Annotated in this window: 11 protein-coding genes; 10 read left to right on the top strand and 1 reads right to left on the bottom strand. The window is 69.8% G+C overall.

The genetic code is table 11. The features are described from left to right. Positions 1 to 47: 47 nt before the first annotated feature. The 10 genes from OHA64_RS19055 (at position 48) to OHA64_RS19010 (ending at position 13,913) form a co-directional block, all read left to right on the top strand. Entirely contained in the window at positions 48 to 2,240 is a 2,193-nt protein-coding gene (locus OHA64_RS19055) for a polysaccharide deacetylase family protein (protein ID WP_405614537.1), read from the top strand. Beyond that, complete coding sequence (locus tag OHA64_RS19050) at positions 2,237 to 3,442, top strand: acyltransferase (RefSeq protein ID WP_405614535.1); 1,206 nt, start codon at positions 2,237 to 2,239, stop codon at positions 3,440 to 3,442. The genes OHA64_RS19055 and OHA64_RS19050 overlap by 4 nt, the downstream gene beginning before the upstream one ends. A gap of 227 nt (positions 3,443 to 3,669) precedes the next feature. Next, a complete protein-coding gene (locus OHA64_RS19045) occupies positions 3,670 to 5,052 on the top strand; it encodes a nitrate/nitrite transporter (protein ID WP_405614533.1) in 1,383 nt (460 codons plus the stop codon). Positions 5,053 to 5,189: 137 nt separating this feature from the next. Then, entirely contained in the window at positions 5,190 to 6,341 is a 1,152-nt protein-coding gene (locus OHA64_RS19040; RefSeq protein WP_405614531.1) for a uroporphyrinogen-III synthase, read from the top strand. Between the two features lie 307 nt (positions 6,342 to 6,648). Beyond that, positions 6,649 to 7,242, top strand: coding sequence for a CGNR zinc finger domain-containing protein (locus OHA64_RS19035; protein ID WP_405614528.1), 594 nt, complete (start codon positions 6,649 to 6,651; stop codon positions 7,240 to 7,242). 318 nt (positions 7,243 to 7,560) lie between these two features. Then, complete coding sequence (locus OHA64_RS19030; RefSeq protein ID WP_010039908.1) at positions 7,561 to 8,082, top strand: sigma-70 family RNA polymerase sigma factor; 522 nt, start codon at positions 7,561 to 7,563, stop codon at positions 8,080 to 8,082. Then, entirely contained in the window at positions 8,082 to 8,906 is an 825-nt protein-coding gene (locus OHA64_RS19025) for an anti-sigma factor family protein (RefSeq protein ID WP_405614526.1), read from the top strand. Before OHA64_RS19030 ends, OHA64_RS19025 begins: the two co-directional genes overlap by 1 nt. Before the next feature lie 82 nt (positions 8,907 to 8,988). Further along, positions 8,989 to 11,523: a HelD family protein gene (locus tag OHA64_RS19020; protein ID WP_405614523.1), complete on the top strand. Its 2,535-nt coding sequence runs from the start codon at positions 8,989 to 8,991 to the stop codon at positions 11,521 to 11,523. A gap of 342 nt (positions 11,524 to 11,865) precedes the next feature. Further along, positions 11,866 to 13,293, top strand: coding sequence for an NAD-dependent malic enzyme (locus OHA64_RS19015; protein ID WP_405614521.1), 1,428 nt, complete (start codon positions 11,866 to 11,868; stop codon positions 13,291 to 13,293). A 338-nt stretch (positions 13,294 to 13,631) separates the two neighbouring features. After that, entirely contained in the window at positions 13,632 to 13,913 is a 282-nt protein-coding gene (locus OHA64_RS19010; protein ID WP_007382399.1) for an HU family DNA-binding protein, read from the top strand. Between the two features lie 299 nt (positions 13,914 to 14,212). On the opposite strand, the gene murA is transcribed toward OHA64_RS19010, so the two are convergent. Further along, a complete protein-coding gene (gene murA / locus OHA64_RS19005; protein WP_405614519.1) occupies positions 14,213 to 15,559 on the bottom strand; it encodes a UDP-N-acetylglucosamine 1-carboxyvinyltransferase in 1,347 nt (448 codons plus the stop codon). Positions 15,560 to 15,619 lie beyond the last annotated feature (60 nt).

The following is a 15,619-nucleotide window of genomic DNA, read 5'->3' as shown; positions in this document are numbered from 1 at the left end:
GGTGTCCATCGTCCGATGGCATCCCCGTCCCCGGAGCACAACCTCTGATGGCATCCCGAACCCGCCGTCCCGGGGCCGCGACCGGAGCCCCCGACGGCTCCCGGCGCCGCCGCCTGCCCATGCGTCTGTTGCTGCCGCTGCTGGTCCTCGTCGCGCTGATGGCGATGCTGATGCTGCGCGGCTACGTCCACAGCGAGATCCTCGCCGACCACCGCATCCAGCCCGAGGCCTCCACCGACAAGGTGCCCGAGAAGATACTCGACGGGGGCCCGGTCATCGACACCCGCGGCGGCCGCACCACCACCCTGAAGGTGCCCGACCACCGGATGGTCCTCACCTTCGACGACGGCCCCGACCCGACCTGGACCCCCAAGGTCCTGGACGTGCTCAAGAAGCACCACGCGCACGCCGTCTTCTTCGTCACCGGCACCATGACCTCGCGCTATCCGGACCTGGTCAAGCGCATGGTCGACGAGGGCCACGAGGTCGGCCTGCACACGTTCGACCACCCCGACCTCTCCTACCAGTCGCAGAAGCGCATCGACTGGGAGCTGTCCCAGACGCAGCTCGCGATCACCGGCGCCGCCGGCATCCGCACCTCGCTCTTCCGGCCGCCGTACTCCTCCTTCGCCGACGCCATGGACAACAAGTCCTGGCCGGTCACCGAATACATCGGCACCCGCGGCTACATCACCGTCGTCAACAACACCGACAGCGAGGACTGGCGCAAGCCGGGCGTCGCGCAGATCGTCCGCAACGCCACGCCCAAGGGCGGCAAGGGCGCCGTCGTCCTGATGCACGACTCCGGCGGTGACCGCCACCAGACCGTGCAGGCACTCGACCGCTTCCTGCCCGACATGCAGGCCAAGGGCTACGAGTTCGACAACCTCACCGAGGCCCTCGACGCGCCCAGCGCCGCCACCCCGGTCACCGGCGTCGACCTGTGGAAGGGCAAGGCCTGGATCTTCCTCGTGCAGGCCTCGGACAACATCGCCGCCGTCCTGGTGGTCTGCCTCGCCGGCATCGGCTTCCTGGTCATCACGCGCTTCGGCCTGATGTTCCTGCTCTCCGGCATCCACGTCCGTCGGGTCCGCCGCCGCGGCTTCAGCTGGGGAGCGCCGGTCACCGAACCGGTGTCGGTGCTGGTCCCGGCGTACAACGAGGCCAAGTGCATCGAGAGCACCGTGCGTTCACTGATGCAGAGCGACCATCCGATCGAGGTCGTCGTCATCGACGACGGGTCGAGCGACGGCACCGCCCGGATCGTGGAGGAACTCGCCCTGCCGGGCGTCCGTGTCGTCCGCCAGCTCAACGCGGGCAAGCCCGCGGCCCTCAACCGGGGCGTGGCGAACGCCCGGTACGACCTCGTCGTGATGATGGACGGCGACACCGTCTTCGAACCGTCCACGGTCCGCGAACTCGTGCAGCCCTTCGGGGACCGCCGGGTCGGCGCGGTCGCCGGCAACGCGAAGGTCGGAAACAAGGACACCCTCATCGGCGCCTGGCAGCACATCGAGTACGTGATGGGCTTCAACCTGGACCGCCGGATGTACGACGTCCTGCAGTGCATGCCCACCATCCCGGGCGCCGTCGGAGCCTTCCGGCGCACGGCCCTGGAACGGGTCGGCGGCATGAGCGACGACACGCTCGCCGAGGACACCGACATCACCATGGCCATCCACCGCGACGGCTGGCGCGTCGTCTACGCCGAGAACGCCCGCGCCTGGACCGAGGCCCCGGAGTCCGTCCAGCAGCTGTGGTCCCAGCGCTACCGCTGGTCGTACGGCACCATGCAGGCGATCTGGAAACACCGCGGTGCCCTCTTCGACCGGGGCCCGTCGGGCCGTTTCGGCCGGGTCGGACTGCCGCTGGTGTCCCTCTTCATGGTCCTGGCGCCGCTGCTGGCCCCGCTGATCGACGTGTTCCTCATCTACGGCCTGGTCTTCGGCCCCACCGAGAAGACGATCGTGGCCTGGTTCGGCGTCCTCGCCATCCAGGCGGCCTGCGCCATGTACTCCTTCGTCCTGGACCGCGAGCGGCTGACCCCGCTCATCTCACTGCCCCTGCAACAGATCCTCTACCGCCAGTTGATGTACGTCGTCCTGCTCCAGTCCTGGATCACCGCCCTCACCGGCGGCCGGCTGCGCTGGCAGAAGCTGCGGCGCATGGGCGGGGTGTCGGCGCCGCCGAACGTGCCCGTGCAGGGCAGGAAGGTCGCGGAAAGGAGGCCGGTGGGATGAGTACGGCACCCACACAGCCCGCCCTTCAGGAACAGCCCGGCGAGGTGCCCGAGCAGCGGCCGGCCGCCGCTCCGGGCCGCGACCGCTACTTCGACCTGCTGCGGGCCATCGCCCTCGGCCGGGTCGTCTTCTACCACCTGTTCGGCTGGGCCTGGCTCCCCGTGGTGTTTCCGTCCATGGGCGTGATGTTCGCTCTGGCCGGCAACCTCATGGCCCGCTCCCTCGGCAAGCGCCCCGCGGTGCAGGTCGTCCGCGGCCGTATGCGCCGACTGCTGCCGCCGCTGTGGCTGCTGGGCACCATCGGGGTGTCCGGCATGCTGCTCGGCGGCTGGGGGCCGGACTCCGAGGGCCATCCGGCCTGGTGGTGGATCCACCTCTCCTTCTGGATCCTGCCGCTGAGCGACCCGCCGTACGGCGAGGGTGTGCCCGGCATCCACGGGCTGATCGGCAGCGAATGGTCCGAACAACTGGCCGTACCGCTGTGGTACATCCGCGCCTACCTGTGGTTCGTCCTGCTGTCGCCGTTCCTGCTGAAGGCGCTGCGCGCGCTGCCCTGGCCGACGATCCTGTCGCCGATCGCCCTGTCCGCGGCCCTGGAGTTCGGCTGGCTCAACGTGCCCAGCTGGCGGCTCGACTCCAACCTCGTCGACTTCGGCGCGTTCGGCGCCTGCTGGCTCCTCGGCATGGCCCACCAGGAAGGCATCCTGCAACGCCTGCCGCGCTACGTCGTGCCCTCGCTCGCGCCCGTGGTCGCCTGCATCGGCCTCTGGTACATGCTCACGCACGGCTTCAGACCGAACCACGACCTCGACGACATCCCCTTCGCCCAGTCCCTGTGGTCCTTCGCCACCGTGCTGCTGCTCCTGCACTTCAGCCCCTCCTGGTCCGAGTGGCCGCGTCCGCTGCGCCGCTGGGACCGGCTGGTCACCCTGTTCAACTCCCGGGCGGTGACCATCTACCTGTGGCACAACGTGTGCATCGTGGTCGCGGAGTCCCTGTGGGACCACCTGTGGAACGTCCCGCTGCTGGAGGAGCACGCCCCCTGGCTGCTGGAGAGCTCCTGGCCCCTGCTGGTCGTCGTCTGGGCCCTCACCGCCTGCTGCATCCTGGCCTTCGGCTGGATGGAGGACGTGGCGGCCAAGAGACGGCCGAGGCTGTGGCCGGACGGGTCGGGAGGCGGCCGTAACGCCAGACACCGCTGATGTCGTGACCTGGACGAGCGGCCGCGACGGCAGACACCACTGACGTCGTGGCCTCCGCGGGCCAGGTCACATAACGTTCCGAGACCTCTCATCCCCACTGCACGCTCGGTGAGAGCAAAGTTCCCTTCCGGTCACCCAGTGCCACAGACCGGAAACGCGCCCTCCCTACCGTCGGGACTCAGCCACTCCCTCGAACCACCCGAGCCCCGGTACACCGTGGAGGCGTCATGACAGCCCCGAGCACAGCCCCCGCACCCCCTAGCAGGGGCGGCCGATGGATCCAGCAGTGGGATCCGGAGGACGAGACCTTCTGGAAGGAGACCGGAGAGAAGGTCGCCAAGCGCAACCTCTTCTTCTCGGTCCTCTCCGAGCACATCGGGTTCTCGATCTGGACCCTGTGGTCCGTGCTGGTGCTCTTCATGGGCCCGGAGTACGGGCTCACCCCGGCGGACAAGTTCCTGCTGACGTCGATGGTGACGCTGGTCGGAGCCGTCGTCCGAGTTCCCTACACCTTCGCGGTAGCGATCTTCGGCGGGCGGAACTGGACGATCATCTCGGCCAGTCTCCTCCTCGTCCCCAGCATCGCCGCCTTCGTCGTGATGAAGCCGGGGACCTCCTTCGCCACCTTCATGGTCGTGGGTCTCCTCGCCGGTATCGGCGGCGGCAACTTCGCCTCCTCGATGACCAACATCAACGCCTTCTTCCCCCTCCGTAAGAAGGGGTGGGCCCTCGGCCTCAACGCCGGTGGCGGCAACGTAGGCGTGCCGGTCATCCAACTGATCGCGCTCGCGATCATCGGCGCCAGCGGCGGCCCCCGCGTGCTGCTCGGGATCTACATCCCGTTGATCGTCGTGGCCGCGGTCCTCGCCGCGCAGTTCATGGACAACCTCGAGAACGTGAAGAACGACACCGGCGCCGCGAAGGACGCCGCGAGGGACGCCCACACCTGGATCATGTCCTTCCTCTACGTCGGCACCTTCGGTTCGTTCATCGGCTACAGCTTCGCCTTCGGGCAGGTGCTGACGAACCAGTTCGGGCGCACGCCGCTGGAGGCGGCCTACGTCACCTTCATCGGCCCGCTGCTCGGCTCACTGATCCGGCCCGTGGGCGGCTGGATGGCCGACAAGTACGGCGGCGCGAAGATCACGCTGTACAACTACGTCGGCATGGGCGTCGCGACCGCGGTGCTCATCGCCGCCAGCATGGAGAAGTCGCTGGCGCTGTTCACCGTCGCGTTCGTGGTGCTGTTCGTCCTCACCGGCATCGGCAACGGGTCCACGTACAAGATGATCCCGGGCATCTTCCAGACGAAGGCCCTGGCCAAGGGGCTGGAGGGCGAAGAGGCCGCCGCGTACGGGCGTCGCCTCTCCGGTGCCTCCATGGGTCTGATCGGCGCGGTCGGCGCGCTCGGCGGCGTGGGCATCAACCTCGCCTTCCGGCAGTCCTTCCTCTCCTACGGTTCCGGCACCGGCGCCTTCGTCGCCTTCCTCGCCTTCTACGGTGCCTGCTTCGTGGTCACCTGGGCCGTATACCTTCGCCGTCCGGCCCGCCAGGCCACGGCGACGGCTGCCACAGACACGAAGCCGCAGCTCAACTACGCGGAAGTGTGACGTAACACTGCTGACATCCAGCCGAACCGAGCCTGTCACGCACCGTTGACAGGCTCGATCGGCATGCGGGTGCGAGCACCCCATACCTGGGTGCGACCACCTCACGCAGGTGCCGACTCGAGTGCGGGACGAGAGTTATGTACGACGAACAGCAGCTACCGGACCACGGCCCCCTCGCGGGCTTCACCGTGGGGGTGACCGCCGCGCGCCGGGCCGACGAGCTGGGCGCACTGCTCCAGCGGCGCGGAGCCGCCGTCCTGCACGCCCCCGCCCTGCGCATCGTGCAGCTCGCCGACGACAGCGAGCTGCTCGCGGCGACCAAGGAGGTCATCGACAAGGCGCCGGACGTCGTGGTCGCCACCACCGCGATCGGCTTCCGCGGCTGGGTCGAGGCCGCCGACGGCTGGGGCCTCGGTGAGGACCTGCTGACCAGGCTGCGCGGAGTCGAGCTCCTGGCGCGCGGTCCCAAGGTCAAGGGCGCGGTACGTGCCGCCGGCCTGACCGAGGAGTGGTCGCCGTCGTCCGAGTCCATGGCCGAGGTGCTCGACCGGCTGCTGGAGGAGGGCGTGGAAGGCCGCCGTGTCGCCGTACAGCTGCACGGTGAGCCGCTGCCCGGGTTCGTGGAGGCGCTGCGGGCCGGGGGAGCGGAGGTGCTCGGGGTGCCCGTCTACCGGTGGATGCCGCCGGAGGACATCGGGCCGGTGGACCGGCTGCTGGACGCCACCGTGTCCCGCGGCCTGGACGCGCTCACCTTCACCAGCGCGCCGGCCGCCGCCTCGCTGCTGTCCCGGGCCGAGGAACGGGGTCTGCTGCCCGAGCTGCTGGCCGCGCTCAACCACGACGTGTTGCCGGCCTGTGTCGGCCCGGTCACCGCGCTGCCGCTCCAGGCCCAGGGCGTCGACACGGTCTCGCCGGAGCGGTTCCGGCTCGGTCCGCTCGTCCAACTGCTGTGCAAGGAACTGCCGGGGCGGGCACGGACGTTGCCGATCGCCGGGCATCGGGTGGAGATCCGCGGACACGCGGTGCTGGTGGACGGGGATCTGAAGCCGGTGCCGCCGGCCGGGATGTCCCTGTTGCGGGCCCTGACCCGACGGCCGGGATGGGTGGTGGCCCGCTCGGACCTGCTGCGGGCGTTGCCCGGTTCCGGGCGCGACGAGCACGCCGTGGAGACGGCGATGGCTCGCCTGCGGACGTCGCTGGGGGCGCCGAAGCTGATCCAGACGGTGGTGAAGCGGGGGTACCGGCTGGCGTTGGACCCGGCCGCCGACGCGAAGTATTCGGACGGGTGAGCAGGCGCTCGGCGTCTTGGTGAGAACACCGGGTTCGCGATCAAGTCGTCGATGTCCCACACCACTTGGACGTGGACCCGGTCGTCGCTGAGAGCGGCCGGGGGCGAACACGGCCCGGACACGCGTCCGAACCCGCACAGGTGCACCGCGCTCCCGCTCACCGCGTACCGGCGGTACGAGGGGTTCCGGCGACAGGATCGGGCAGGCACTGTTAGAGGGCACGGATCGGCACGGTTCCCCCAGCCCCCTTCGCTGGCATCTCACCCACCCCCTCCCCACCGGGGGTGACCTAGGCGGTGACAGGCACATGGCACTGGGTACGGCCACGGACGCGTACGAGTTGCGGTTCGACGCCGGGCGGATCTGTCTGGATCTCCTCGCGACCACCCACCCCGTCGAACGCCTCGGCTCGGTCGCGGTGCTGCGCGCCTGGATCGCCGGGTCGGGGCTCGTCCCCGCGGGCACCGAACTGGCGCACGCCGACACCTCCTGGCTGGCCGGATTCCGTGAACTGCGGTCCCGTATCGGACAGTTGGTCCCGGGCGGGCTGGCTCCCGAGGGGCGGCCCTACGACCTGGCGCTCGCCCACGTCAACGAGATCGCCCGCGCCGCGCCCCCGGCTCCCCGAGCCGTGCCCGGTGCGGACGGCACGCTCGTACGGCAGCTGGACGGACCGCCCGCGTGCACGGCGCTGCTCGGGGCCGTCGCCCGGGACGTCGTGGAACTGCTCACCGATCCGCTCGCGCGGGCGGGACTCAGACAGTGCGAAGGGGACAACTGCCCCATCGTCTACCTCGACACATCACGGGGCCGCAGGCGACGTTGGTGCTCCAGTGAGGTCTGCGGGAACCGGGAAAGGGTGGCCCGGCATCGACGCCGGGCGGCACTCACCCGCGCCTGAGCGGCGTTATGCCCCTTTTATGAAGGCACTGTCGAAGTGATTTCGATTACACGTCGTTTACCTGACGGGGCCGACGGGCAGCTGGCGTGATCTTTTCTATGTGCCGAAAATGTGAAGATCGCGCAGTGGGAATGTGCGGTCATGTCCGGCCTCGTCACGACACCCACAAGAAAACTGTCGCCCCACTTTGAACACCCGACTCCTCGCGCCCGTACTCGTGGGCGAGCGACCGACTGGGGGAACCCCGGGACATCGGAGGTGGGCGTGCGCAAGGATTCTGTCGTGGCCAATGAACGTGGATCGAGGGCCCGACATCGCATGTCCCAGCCCTCGGAACCTGATGAGGAGCTGATGCGTGCCCTGTACAGGGAGCACGCCGGACCCCTCCTTGCGTACGTCCTTCGTCTCGTTGCCGGCGACCGGCAGAGAGCCGAGGACGTCGTGCAGGAGACACTCATCCGTGCCTGGAAGAATGCCGGCCAGCTCAATCGAGCGACCGGTTCGGTACGCCCCTGGCTGGTGACGGTCGCCCGGCGCATCGTCATCGACGGCCACCGCAGCCGGCAAGCCCGGCCGCAGGAGGTCGATCCGTCGCCGCTGGAGGTCATCCCCGCGGAGGACGAGATCGACAAGGCGCTGTGGCTGATGACGTTGTCCGATGCGCTCGACGACCTGACCCCGGCCCACCGGGAGGTGCTCGTCGAGACGTACTTCAAGGGGCGTACGGTCAACGAGGCGGCCGAAACCCTGGGCATACCCAGCGGCACCGTTCGCTCAAGGGTTTTCTATGCCCTGCGGTCGATGAAGCTGGCACTGGAGGAGCGGGGGGTGACGGCGTGATGAGTGTGTATGGGGGATCACAGGGATTCGGTACGGGTGGTACGGGTATGTCTGGCCCCATGATGGGATCTCCGGGCCCGAACGAGCACGAAACCGTCGGTGCCTACGCCCTCGGCCTCCTCGACGATGTCGAAGCGACCGCGTTCGAGGCCCATCTCGCCACCTGCGAATGGTGCGCCCAGCAACTCGACGAACTCGCCGGCATGGAGCCGATGCTGGCCGCGCTCGCGGACCTGCCCGGCTCCGGCACACCCGGCATCGGTGAGTCGCTGTCCGCCAAGCCCAGCCCACGGCTGGTGAACAACCTCGTCGACGAGGTCTCCGAGCGCCGCGCGCAGAAGCGCCGCAAGAGCTTCTACATGGTGGCGGCCGCGGCCGCGCTGATCATCGGCGGCCCGATCGCCGCGGTGGCCGTGAACGGGGGCGACTCGGGTGGCGGCACCCAGGCGACCCCCCTGGCGAGCTCGGCCAAGACCACGTTCGACGCCATGGACGACAAGGTCACGGCGACGGACCCCTCGACGGACGTCAGTGCGACCGTCGGCACGCAGAAGAAGGACTGGGGCTCCGAGGTCGTCCTCGAGCTCAAGAACGTCAAGGGCCCGATCAAGTGCTCCCTGATCGCCGTCGGCAAGAACGGCGAGCGCGAGACGATCTCCTCCTGGTCCGTCCCCGACTGGGGCTACGGCCTTCCGGACGGCAAGACCGACAAGGCCAAGAACCCGCTCTACATCGGCGGCGGAGCGGCTTTCACCCCGAACGAGACCGACCACTACGAGGTCATGACCTTCGACGGCAAGAAGCTCGTCGAGGTCGACGCGTGAATCACTGAGAGCGGACACATAGCTTCCCCGGGCCCCCTTCGCGTACGGTTGACGGCTGCCCAGCACGTCAGAAGGGGGCCCGGTGGCCGCTCAGGCTCAGCAGGAAACCGCCGTTCGCGTCGCCGCACAGGACTCGGTCCAGGAATCCGCACAGGACTCCGTGCGGAAGCGCGAGATCGGCGTCGAACAGGAACACCTGGACCGGGTGTACCAGCGCCTCGAGGAGAAGATCCACGAGGCCGAGTTCCTCATGAACGACGCGGCGCAGCGCGGTCAGGTCGGCACCCCCGGCGCGCTCGCCGAGCGGGACGCACAGGTCTTCCGGGCCGGCATCCACCTCAACCGGCTCAACAACGAGTTCGAGGACTTCCTCTTCGGCCGTATCGACCTGCTCCTCGGCAAGGACGGCAAGAAGGGGCCCGACGGCGCCTTCACCGCCGTCGAGGCCGCTGACGGCGCGGTACGGGACGACAACACCGCCGACATCGCCGAGACCCTGCACATCGGCCGCATCGGCGTCCTCGACCAGGACTACGCCCCGCTGGTCATCGACTGGCGGGCGCCCGCCGCCGCCCCCTTCTACCGCTCCACCCCGGTCGACCCGGGCCGGGTGGTGCGCCGCCGGGTGATCCGTTCCAAGGGCCGCAAGGTGCTCGGCGTCGAGGACGACCTGATGCGCCCCGAGCTGAAGGCCCACCTCGACGGACACGAACTGGCCGTCATCGGCGACGGCGCCCTGATGGCCGCCCTCGGCCAGGCCCGCACCCACTCCATGCGGGACATCGTCGCCTCCATCCAGGCCGAGCAGGACCTGGTGATCCGCGCCCCCGCCGCCTCCGTGACGTACGTCGAGGGCGGCCCGGGCACCGGCAAGACGGCGGTCGCCCTGCACCGGGCCGCCTATCTGCTCTACCAGGACCGGCGCCGGTACGCGGGCGGCATCCTGATCGTCTCCCCGACCCCGCTGCTCGTGGCGTACACCGAGGGCGTCCTCCCGTCCCTCGGCGAGGAGGGCCAGGTCGCCATCCGCGCGATCGGCTCCCTCGTCGACGGCGCCGAGGCCACCCTGTACGACGCCCCGGCCACCGCCCGGGCCAAGGGCTCGTACAGGATGCTGAAGGTGCTGCGGAAGGCCGCCCGGGGCGCGCTGGAAGGGGAGTCCGGCGGCGGGGCACCCGGCACCGGCCGGGGCAGGGGCGCCCCCGCGCGCCCGGGCGCCTCCAACGGGGCCCGCTCCGACCGGCCCGCATCCGAACAGCTCGCCTTCGGCGACGAGACCGACGCGACCGACGAGCGCGGCGAGCGCGACAGAAGTGGCGAGCGCGGCGAGCACGGCAACGGCACCCCGGCACGGCCGCAGGCTCCCGCCGGCCCGCCCACCCGGCTCCGGGTGGTCGCCTTCGGGCGGCGGCTGGAGCTGGAGGCCGCGGAGCTGAACAGCATCCGGCAGACCGCCCTCAGCGGCACCGCGCCCGTGAACCTGCTGCGCCCGCGCGCCCGCAAGCTGCTCCTGGACGCCCTGTGGACGCGCTCCGGCGCGGGCGGCCGGCACACCGACCCGGAGCTGGCCGCCGAGCTGCGCTCCTCCTTCGACGAGGACGTCAGCTCCGAGGACAGCTTCCTGGAGTTCCTGGAGTCCTGGTGGCCCGAACTGACCCCGAAGGCGGTCCTGGAGGCCATGGCCGACGAGCGCCGGCTCGGCCGCTGGGCGCGCCGGATCCTCAACCCCGGGGAGGTCCGCAGGGTCGCCCGGTCCCTGCGCCGGGACGGCCTCTCCGTGCACGACATCGCCATGCTGGACGAACTCCAGGCGATCCTCGGCACCCCGGCCCGCCCGCGCCGCAAGCGTGAGGCGGACCCGCTCGACCAGCTCACCGGCCTCGAGGAGCTGATGCCGGTGCGCGAGGAGACCCAGCGCGAACGGGCCGAGCGGCTCGCCCAGGAGCGCACCGAGTACGCCCACGTCATCGTCGACGAGGCCCAGGACGTCACGCCGATGCAGTGGCGGATGCTCGGCCGCCGGGGCCGGCACGCCACCTGGACCGTCGTCGGGGACCCGGCCCAGTCCTCGTGGTCCGACCCCGACGAGGCCGCCGAGGCCCGCGACGAGGCCCTGGGCACCCGCCCGCGCCGCCGCTTCGAGCTGACCGTGAACTACCGCAACCCGGCGGAGATCGCCGAACTGGCCGCGAAGGTGCTGGCGCTGGCCATGCCGGGCTCGCCATCCCCGTCGGCCGTCCGCTCCACCGGCGTCCAGCCGCGCTTCGCCGTCGTACGGGACTCCCTCGCACAGACGGTCCGGGCCGAGGCCGCCCGGCTTCTCGACCTCGTCGACGGCACCGTCGGCGTCGTCGTCGCCATGAACCGCCGCGAGGAGGCGCGACGCTGGCTCTCCGCACTGGGCGACCGGGTCGTGGCCCTCGGCAGCCTGGAGGCCAAGGGCCTGGAGTACGACGCGACGGTGGTCGTCTCCCCGGCGGAGATCGCGGACGAGTCACCGGCCGGTCTGCGCGTGCTGTACGTGGCCCTGACCCGGGCGACGCAGCAGCTCACGGTGGTGTCGGCGGAGCGGGACACGCCGGACGAGAACGGGGTGCCGGACCTGCTGCGGGACTGATTCCTGTGAAGTCCCCGGACGGGAATGGCGTTCGGGCATCCGTTTGTTAGCCTGAGTGTGGCACCGGCCCGATCCAAGCCCCCGGGCCCAACCTTCGTCGCTACGAGCGACCACTTGCCGCGAGGCGAGCATGGCGGGTCGGTGTCACTGAACGGATGAGAGGCCCACGTCACCCAGTGACGTGGGCCTCTTTTTCATGCTTCTTCTCCACGGCTCGTCTACGGCTTCCCCACGGCCTGGCGAACAAAAAGTTCTCAATCCCACCCGGCTAACGCCTACTCGGCGGTAGGTGCGACCATCGGACAGATCCAGCGTCACAGGTGAAAGCAGAGGAAGTCGGCCATGGCAACGGCGCCCAGCGTCTCCTACTCGATTACGGTCCGGCTTGAGGTGCCCGCGGGCGGAACCGCGGTCTCTCAGATCACCACGGCCGTAGAGTCCCACGGAGGCTCGGTGACCGGCCTCGACGTGACCGCCTCCGGCCACGAGAAGCTGCGGATCGACGTCACCATCGCGGCGTCCTCCACCGCGCACGCCGACGAGATCGTCGAGCAGCTGCACGGCATCGAGGGCGTCACGCTCGGCAAGGTCTCCGACCGTACGTTCCTCATGCACCTCGGCGGCAAGATCGAGATGCAGTCCAAGCACCCGATCCGCAACCGTGACGACCTGTCCATGATCTACACGCCGGGCGTCGCCCGCGTCTGCATGGCCATCGCGGAGAACCCCGAGGACGCCCGCCGCCTGACCATCAAGCGCAACTCCGTTGCGGTCGTGACGGACGGCTCGGCCGTGCTGGGCCTCGGCAACATCGGGCCGAAGGCCGCCCTCCCGGTCATGGAGGGCAAGGCGGCGCTCTTCAAGCGCTTCGCCGGCATCGACGCCTGGCCGCTGTGCCTGGACACCCAGGACACCGACGCCATCGTCGAGATCGTCAAGGCGATCGCCCCGGGCTTCGCCGGCATCAACCTGGAGGACATCTCCGCCCCGCGCTGCTTCGAGATCGAGGCGCGGCTGCGGGAGGCCCTCGACATCCCCGTCTTCCACGACGACCAGCACGGCACCGCGATCGTCGTCCTCGCCTCGCTCACGAACGCGCTGCGTGTGACGGGCAAGGCCATCGAGAACATCCGGGTCGTCATGTCCGGGGCCGGCGCGGCCGGTACGGCCATCCTCAAGCTGCTGATCGCGGCGGGCGTCAAGAACGCCGTCGTCGCGGACATCCACGGTGTCGTGCACGCCGGCCGCGAGGACCTGGTGGACGCCGCCACGGACTCACCGCTGCGCTGGATCGCCGACAACACCAACCCCGAGAGCCTCACCGGCACGCTCAAGGAGGCCGTGCGCGGCGCGGACGTCTTCATCGGCGTCTCCGCCCCGAACGTCCTCGACGGCGACGACGTGGCCGCCATGGCCGACGGTGCGATCGTGTTCGCGCTTGCGAACCCGGACCCCGAGGTCGACCCGGCGATCGCCCGTCAGACGGCGGCGGTCGTGGCCACCGGCCGCTCCGACTTCCCGAACCAGATCAACAACGTGCTGGTCTTCCCGGGCGTCTTCCGCGGTCTGCTGGACGCGCAGTCCCGCACGGTCAACACCGAGATGATGATCGCCGCCGCGAAGGCGCTGGCGGACGTCGTGACCGAGGACGAGCTGAACCCGAACTACATCATCCCGAGCGTGTTCAACGACAAGGTCGCGGGCGCGGTGGCCGGGGCGGTGCGGGACGCGGCGAAGGCCGTGGGCGCGTCGGCTCTCACGGCGCCGTAGGGGCCCGTGGGGGTGTACTCGCTGTGAGGATCGCCACTGGCAGGCCTGAACTCGGCGCGTCGTGGAACCCGGGGTCTTAGGCCGACGTTTATCGTGTCGGCCAGGCTCAGGCCCTCTTCGGGTGACCCCCAAGGGTGTTCTCACAACTCCTACGGGCGCCGGATTGGCTTTCCCGCCGCAGGTAGGGGCAGGATGCGTCCCTGGGCGCGAGGGTCTGACGACGGACCCGGCTCCGGGGACTCACCGAGGAACCTGGCAGCATCGGCTTTCGCTGTGCCCAACATGCGGCTCCGCCGCGTGGCACGCCTCAACGGCAAGAAGAACACGGGAGTAACAACATGAACCGCAGTGAGCTGGTGGCCGCGCTGGCCGACCGCGCCGAGGTGACTCGCAAGGACGCCGACGCCGTTCTGGCCGCGTTCGCCGAGACCGTCGGCGAGATCGTCGCCAAGGGCGACGAGAAGGTCACCATCCCCGGCTTCCTGACCTTCGAGCGCACCCACCGTGCCGCTCGCACCGCGCGCAACCCGCAGACCGGTGACCCGATCCAGATCCCGGCCGGCTACAGCGTCAAGGTCTCGGCGGGCTCGAAGCTCAAGGAAGCCGCCAAGGGCAAGTAAGCCTTCAAGTACGCGACGACACTGCGTACGAGGCTCGGTAACGCCAATGGGGCGGCCCCCCTGATCGGGGGCCGCCCCATCGTCGTACTCAGGCGCCGTACGGGCTGCCCGAGCGCCTGGCAGACAGCTCGACGCTCAGGGCCGGGGTCGGGTGGCTGGGGTCAGCCGAGTGCCTTGCCCGGCAGTTCGACCTTCGCGCCCAGCTCCACGAGCTTCTCCATGCTGTGCCTGCCCGGGGGGCGACCCCCGGACCCCCGGCCGGGACGGTGTTGTTCGGGGCCGGGGTCGGGTGGCTGGGGTCAGCCGAGTGCTTTGCCCGGCAGTTCGACCTTCGCGCCCAGCTCCACGAGCTTCTCCATGAAGTTCTCGTAGCCCCGGTTGATGAGGTCGATGCCGTGGACCCGGGACGTGCCCTGGGCCGCCAGGGCGGCGATGAGGTAGGAGAAGCCGCCGCGCAGGTCGGGGATGACCAGGTCGGCGCCCTGGAGCTTGGTGGGACCCGACACGACCGCGGAGTGCAGGAAGTTGCGCTGGCCGAAGCGGCAGTCGGAGCCGCCCAGGCACTCGCGGTACAGCTGGATGTGAGCACCCATCTGGTTCAGCGCGGACGTGAAGCCCAGCCGGGACTCGTACACCGTCTCGTGGACGATGGACAGGCCGGTCGCCTGCGTGAGCGCCACCACCAGCGGTTGCTGCCAGTCCGTCTGGAAGCCGGGGTGCACGTCCGTTTCGAGGGCGATGGACTTCAACTGGCCGCCGGGGTGCCAGAAGCGGATGCCCTCGTCGTCGATCCGGAAGGCACCGCCCACCTTCCGGTAGGTGTTCAGGAACGTCATCATCGAGCGCTGCTGGGCGCCCTTGACGTAGATGTTGCCTTCGGTCGCCAGCGCCGCGGAGGCCCAGGAGGCGGCCTCCAGGCGGTCCGGCAGGGCGCCGTGGTCGTAGCCGCCGAGCTGGTCCACGCCGGTGACGCGGATCGTGCGGTCGGTGTCCATCGCGATGATGGCGCCCATTTTCTGCAGGACGCAGATGAGGTCCTCGATCTCCGGCTCCACGGCCGCGTTCGAGAGCTCGGTGACACCTTCGGCGAGCACGGCCGTCAGCAGGACCTGCTCGGTCGCGCCGACGGACGGGTACGGCAGCGTGATCTTCGTACCCCGCAGCCGCCGCGGCGCCTCCAGGAACTGACCGTCCGCCCGCTTCTCGATCGTCGCGCCGAACTGCCGCAGCACCTCGAAGTGGAAGTCGATGGGCCGCCCGCCGATGTCGCAGCCGCCGAGACCGGGAATGAAGGCGTGGCCGAGGCGGTGCAGCAGCGGACCGCACAGGAGGATCGGGATGCGCGAGGACCCCGCATGGGCATCGATGTCAGCGACGTTCGCGCTCTCGACACGGGTCGGGTCCATCACCAGCTCGCCCGGCTCCTCACCCGGACGGACCGTCACCCCGTGCAGTTGCAGCAGACCGCGTACGACACGCACGTCACGGATGTCCGGAACGTTGCGCAGTCGACTCGGCTCGCTGCCCAACAGGGCGGCGACCATCGCCTTCGGTACGAGGTTCTTCGCACCGCGGACACGGATCTCGCCCTCCAGCGGGGTTCCGCCGTGTACAAGCAGTACGTCGTCATTGCCGTTGACGGTCATGTATCTCGCGTTCCGATGAGGGGGGCAGGGGCCAGAAGGGAAAGGGTAATCGCCGCCCAC

The organism is Streptomyces sp. NBC_00076, assembly GCF_045041235.1.
Lineage (GTDB): Bacteria > Actinomycetota > Actinomycetes > Streptomycetales > Streptomycetaceae > Streptomyces.
The sequence above is the reverse complement of the archived record's forward strand: the minus strand, read 5'-3'. Positions and strand labels throughout refer to the sequence as shown.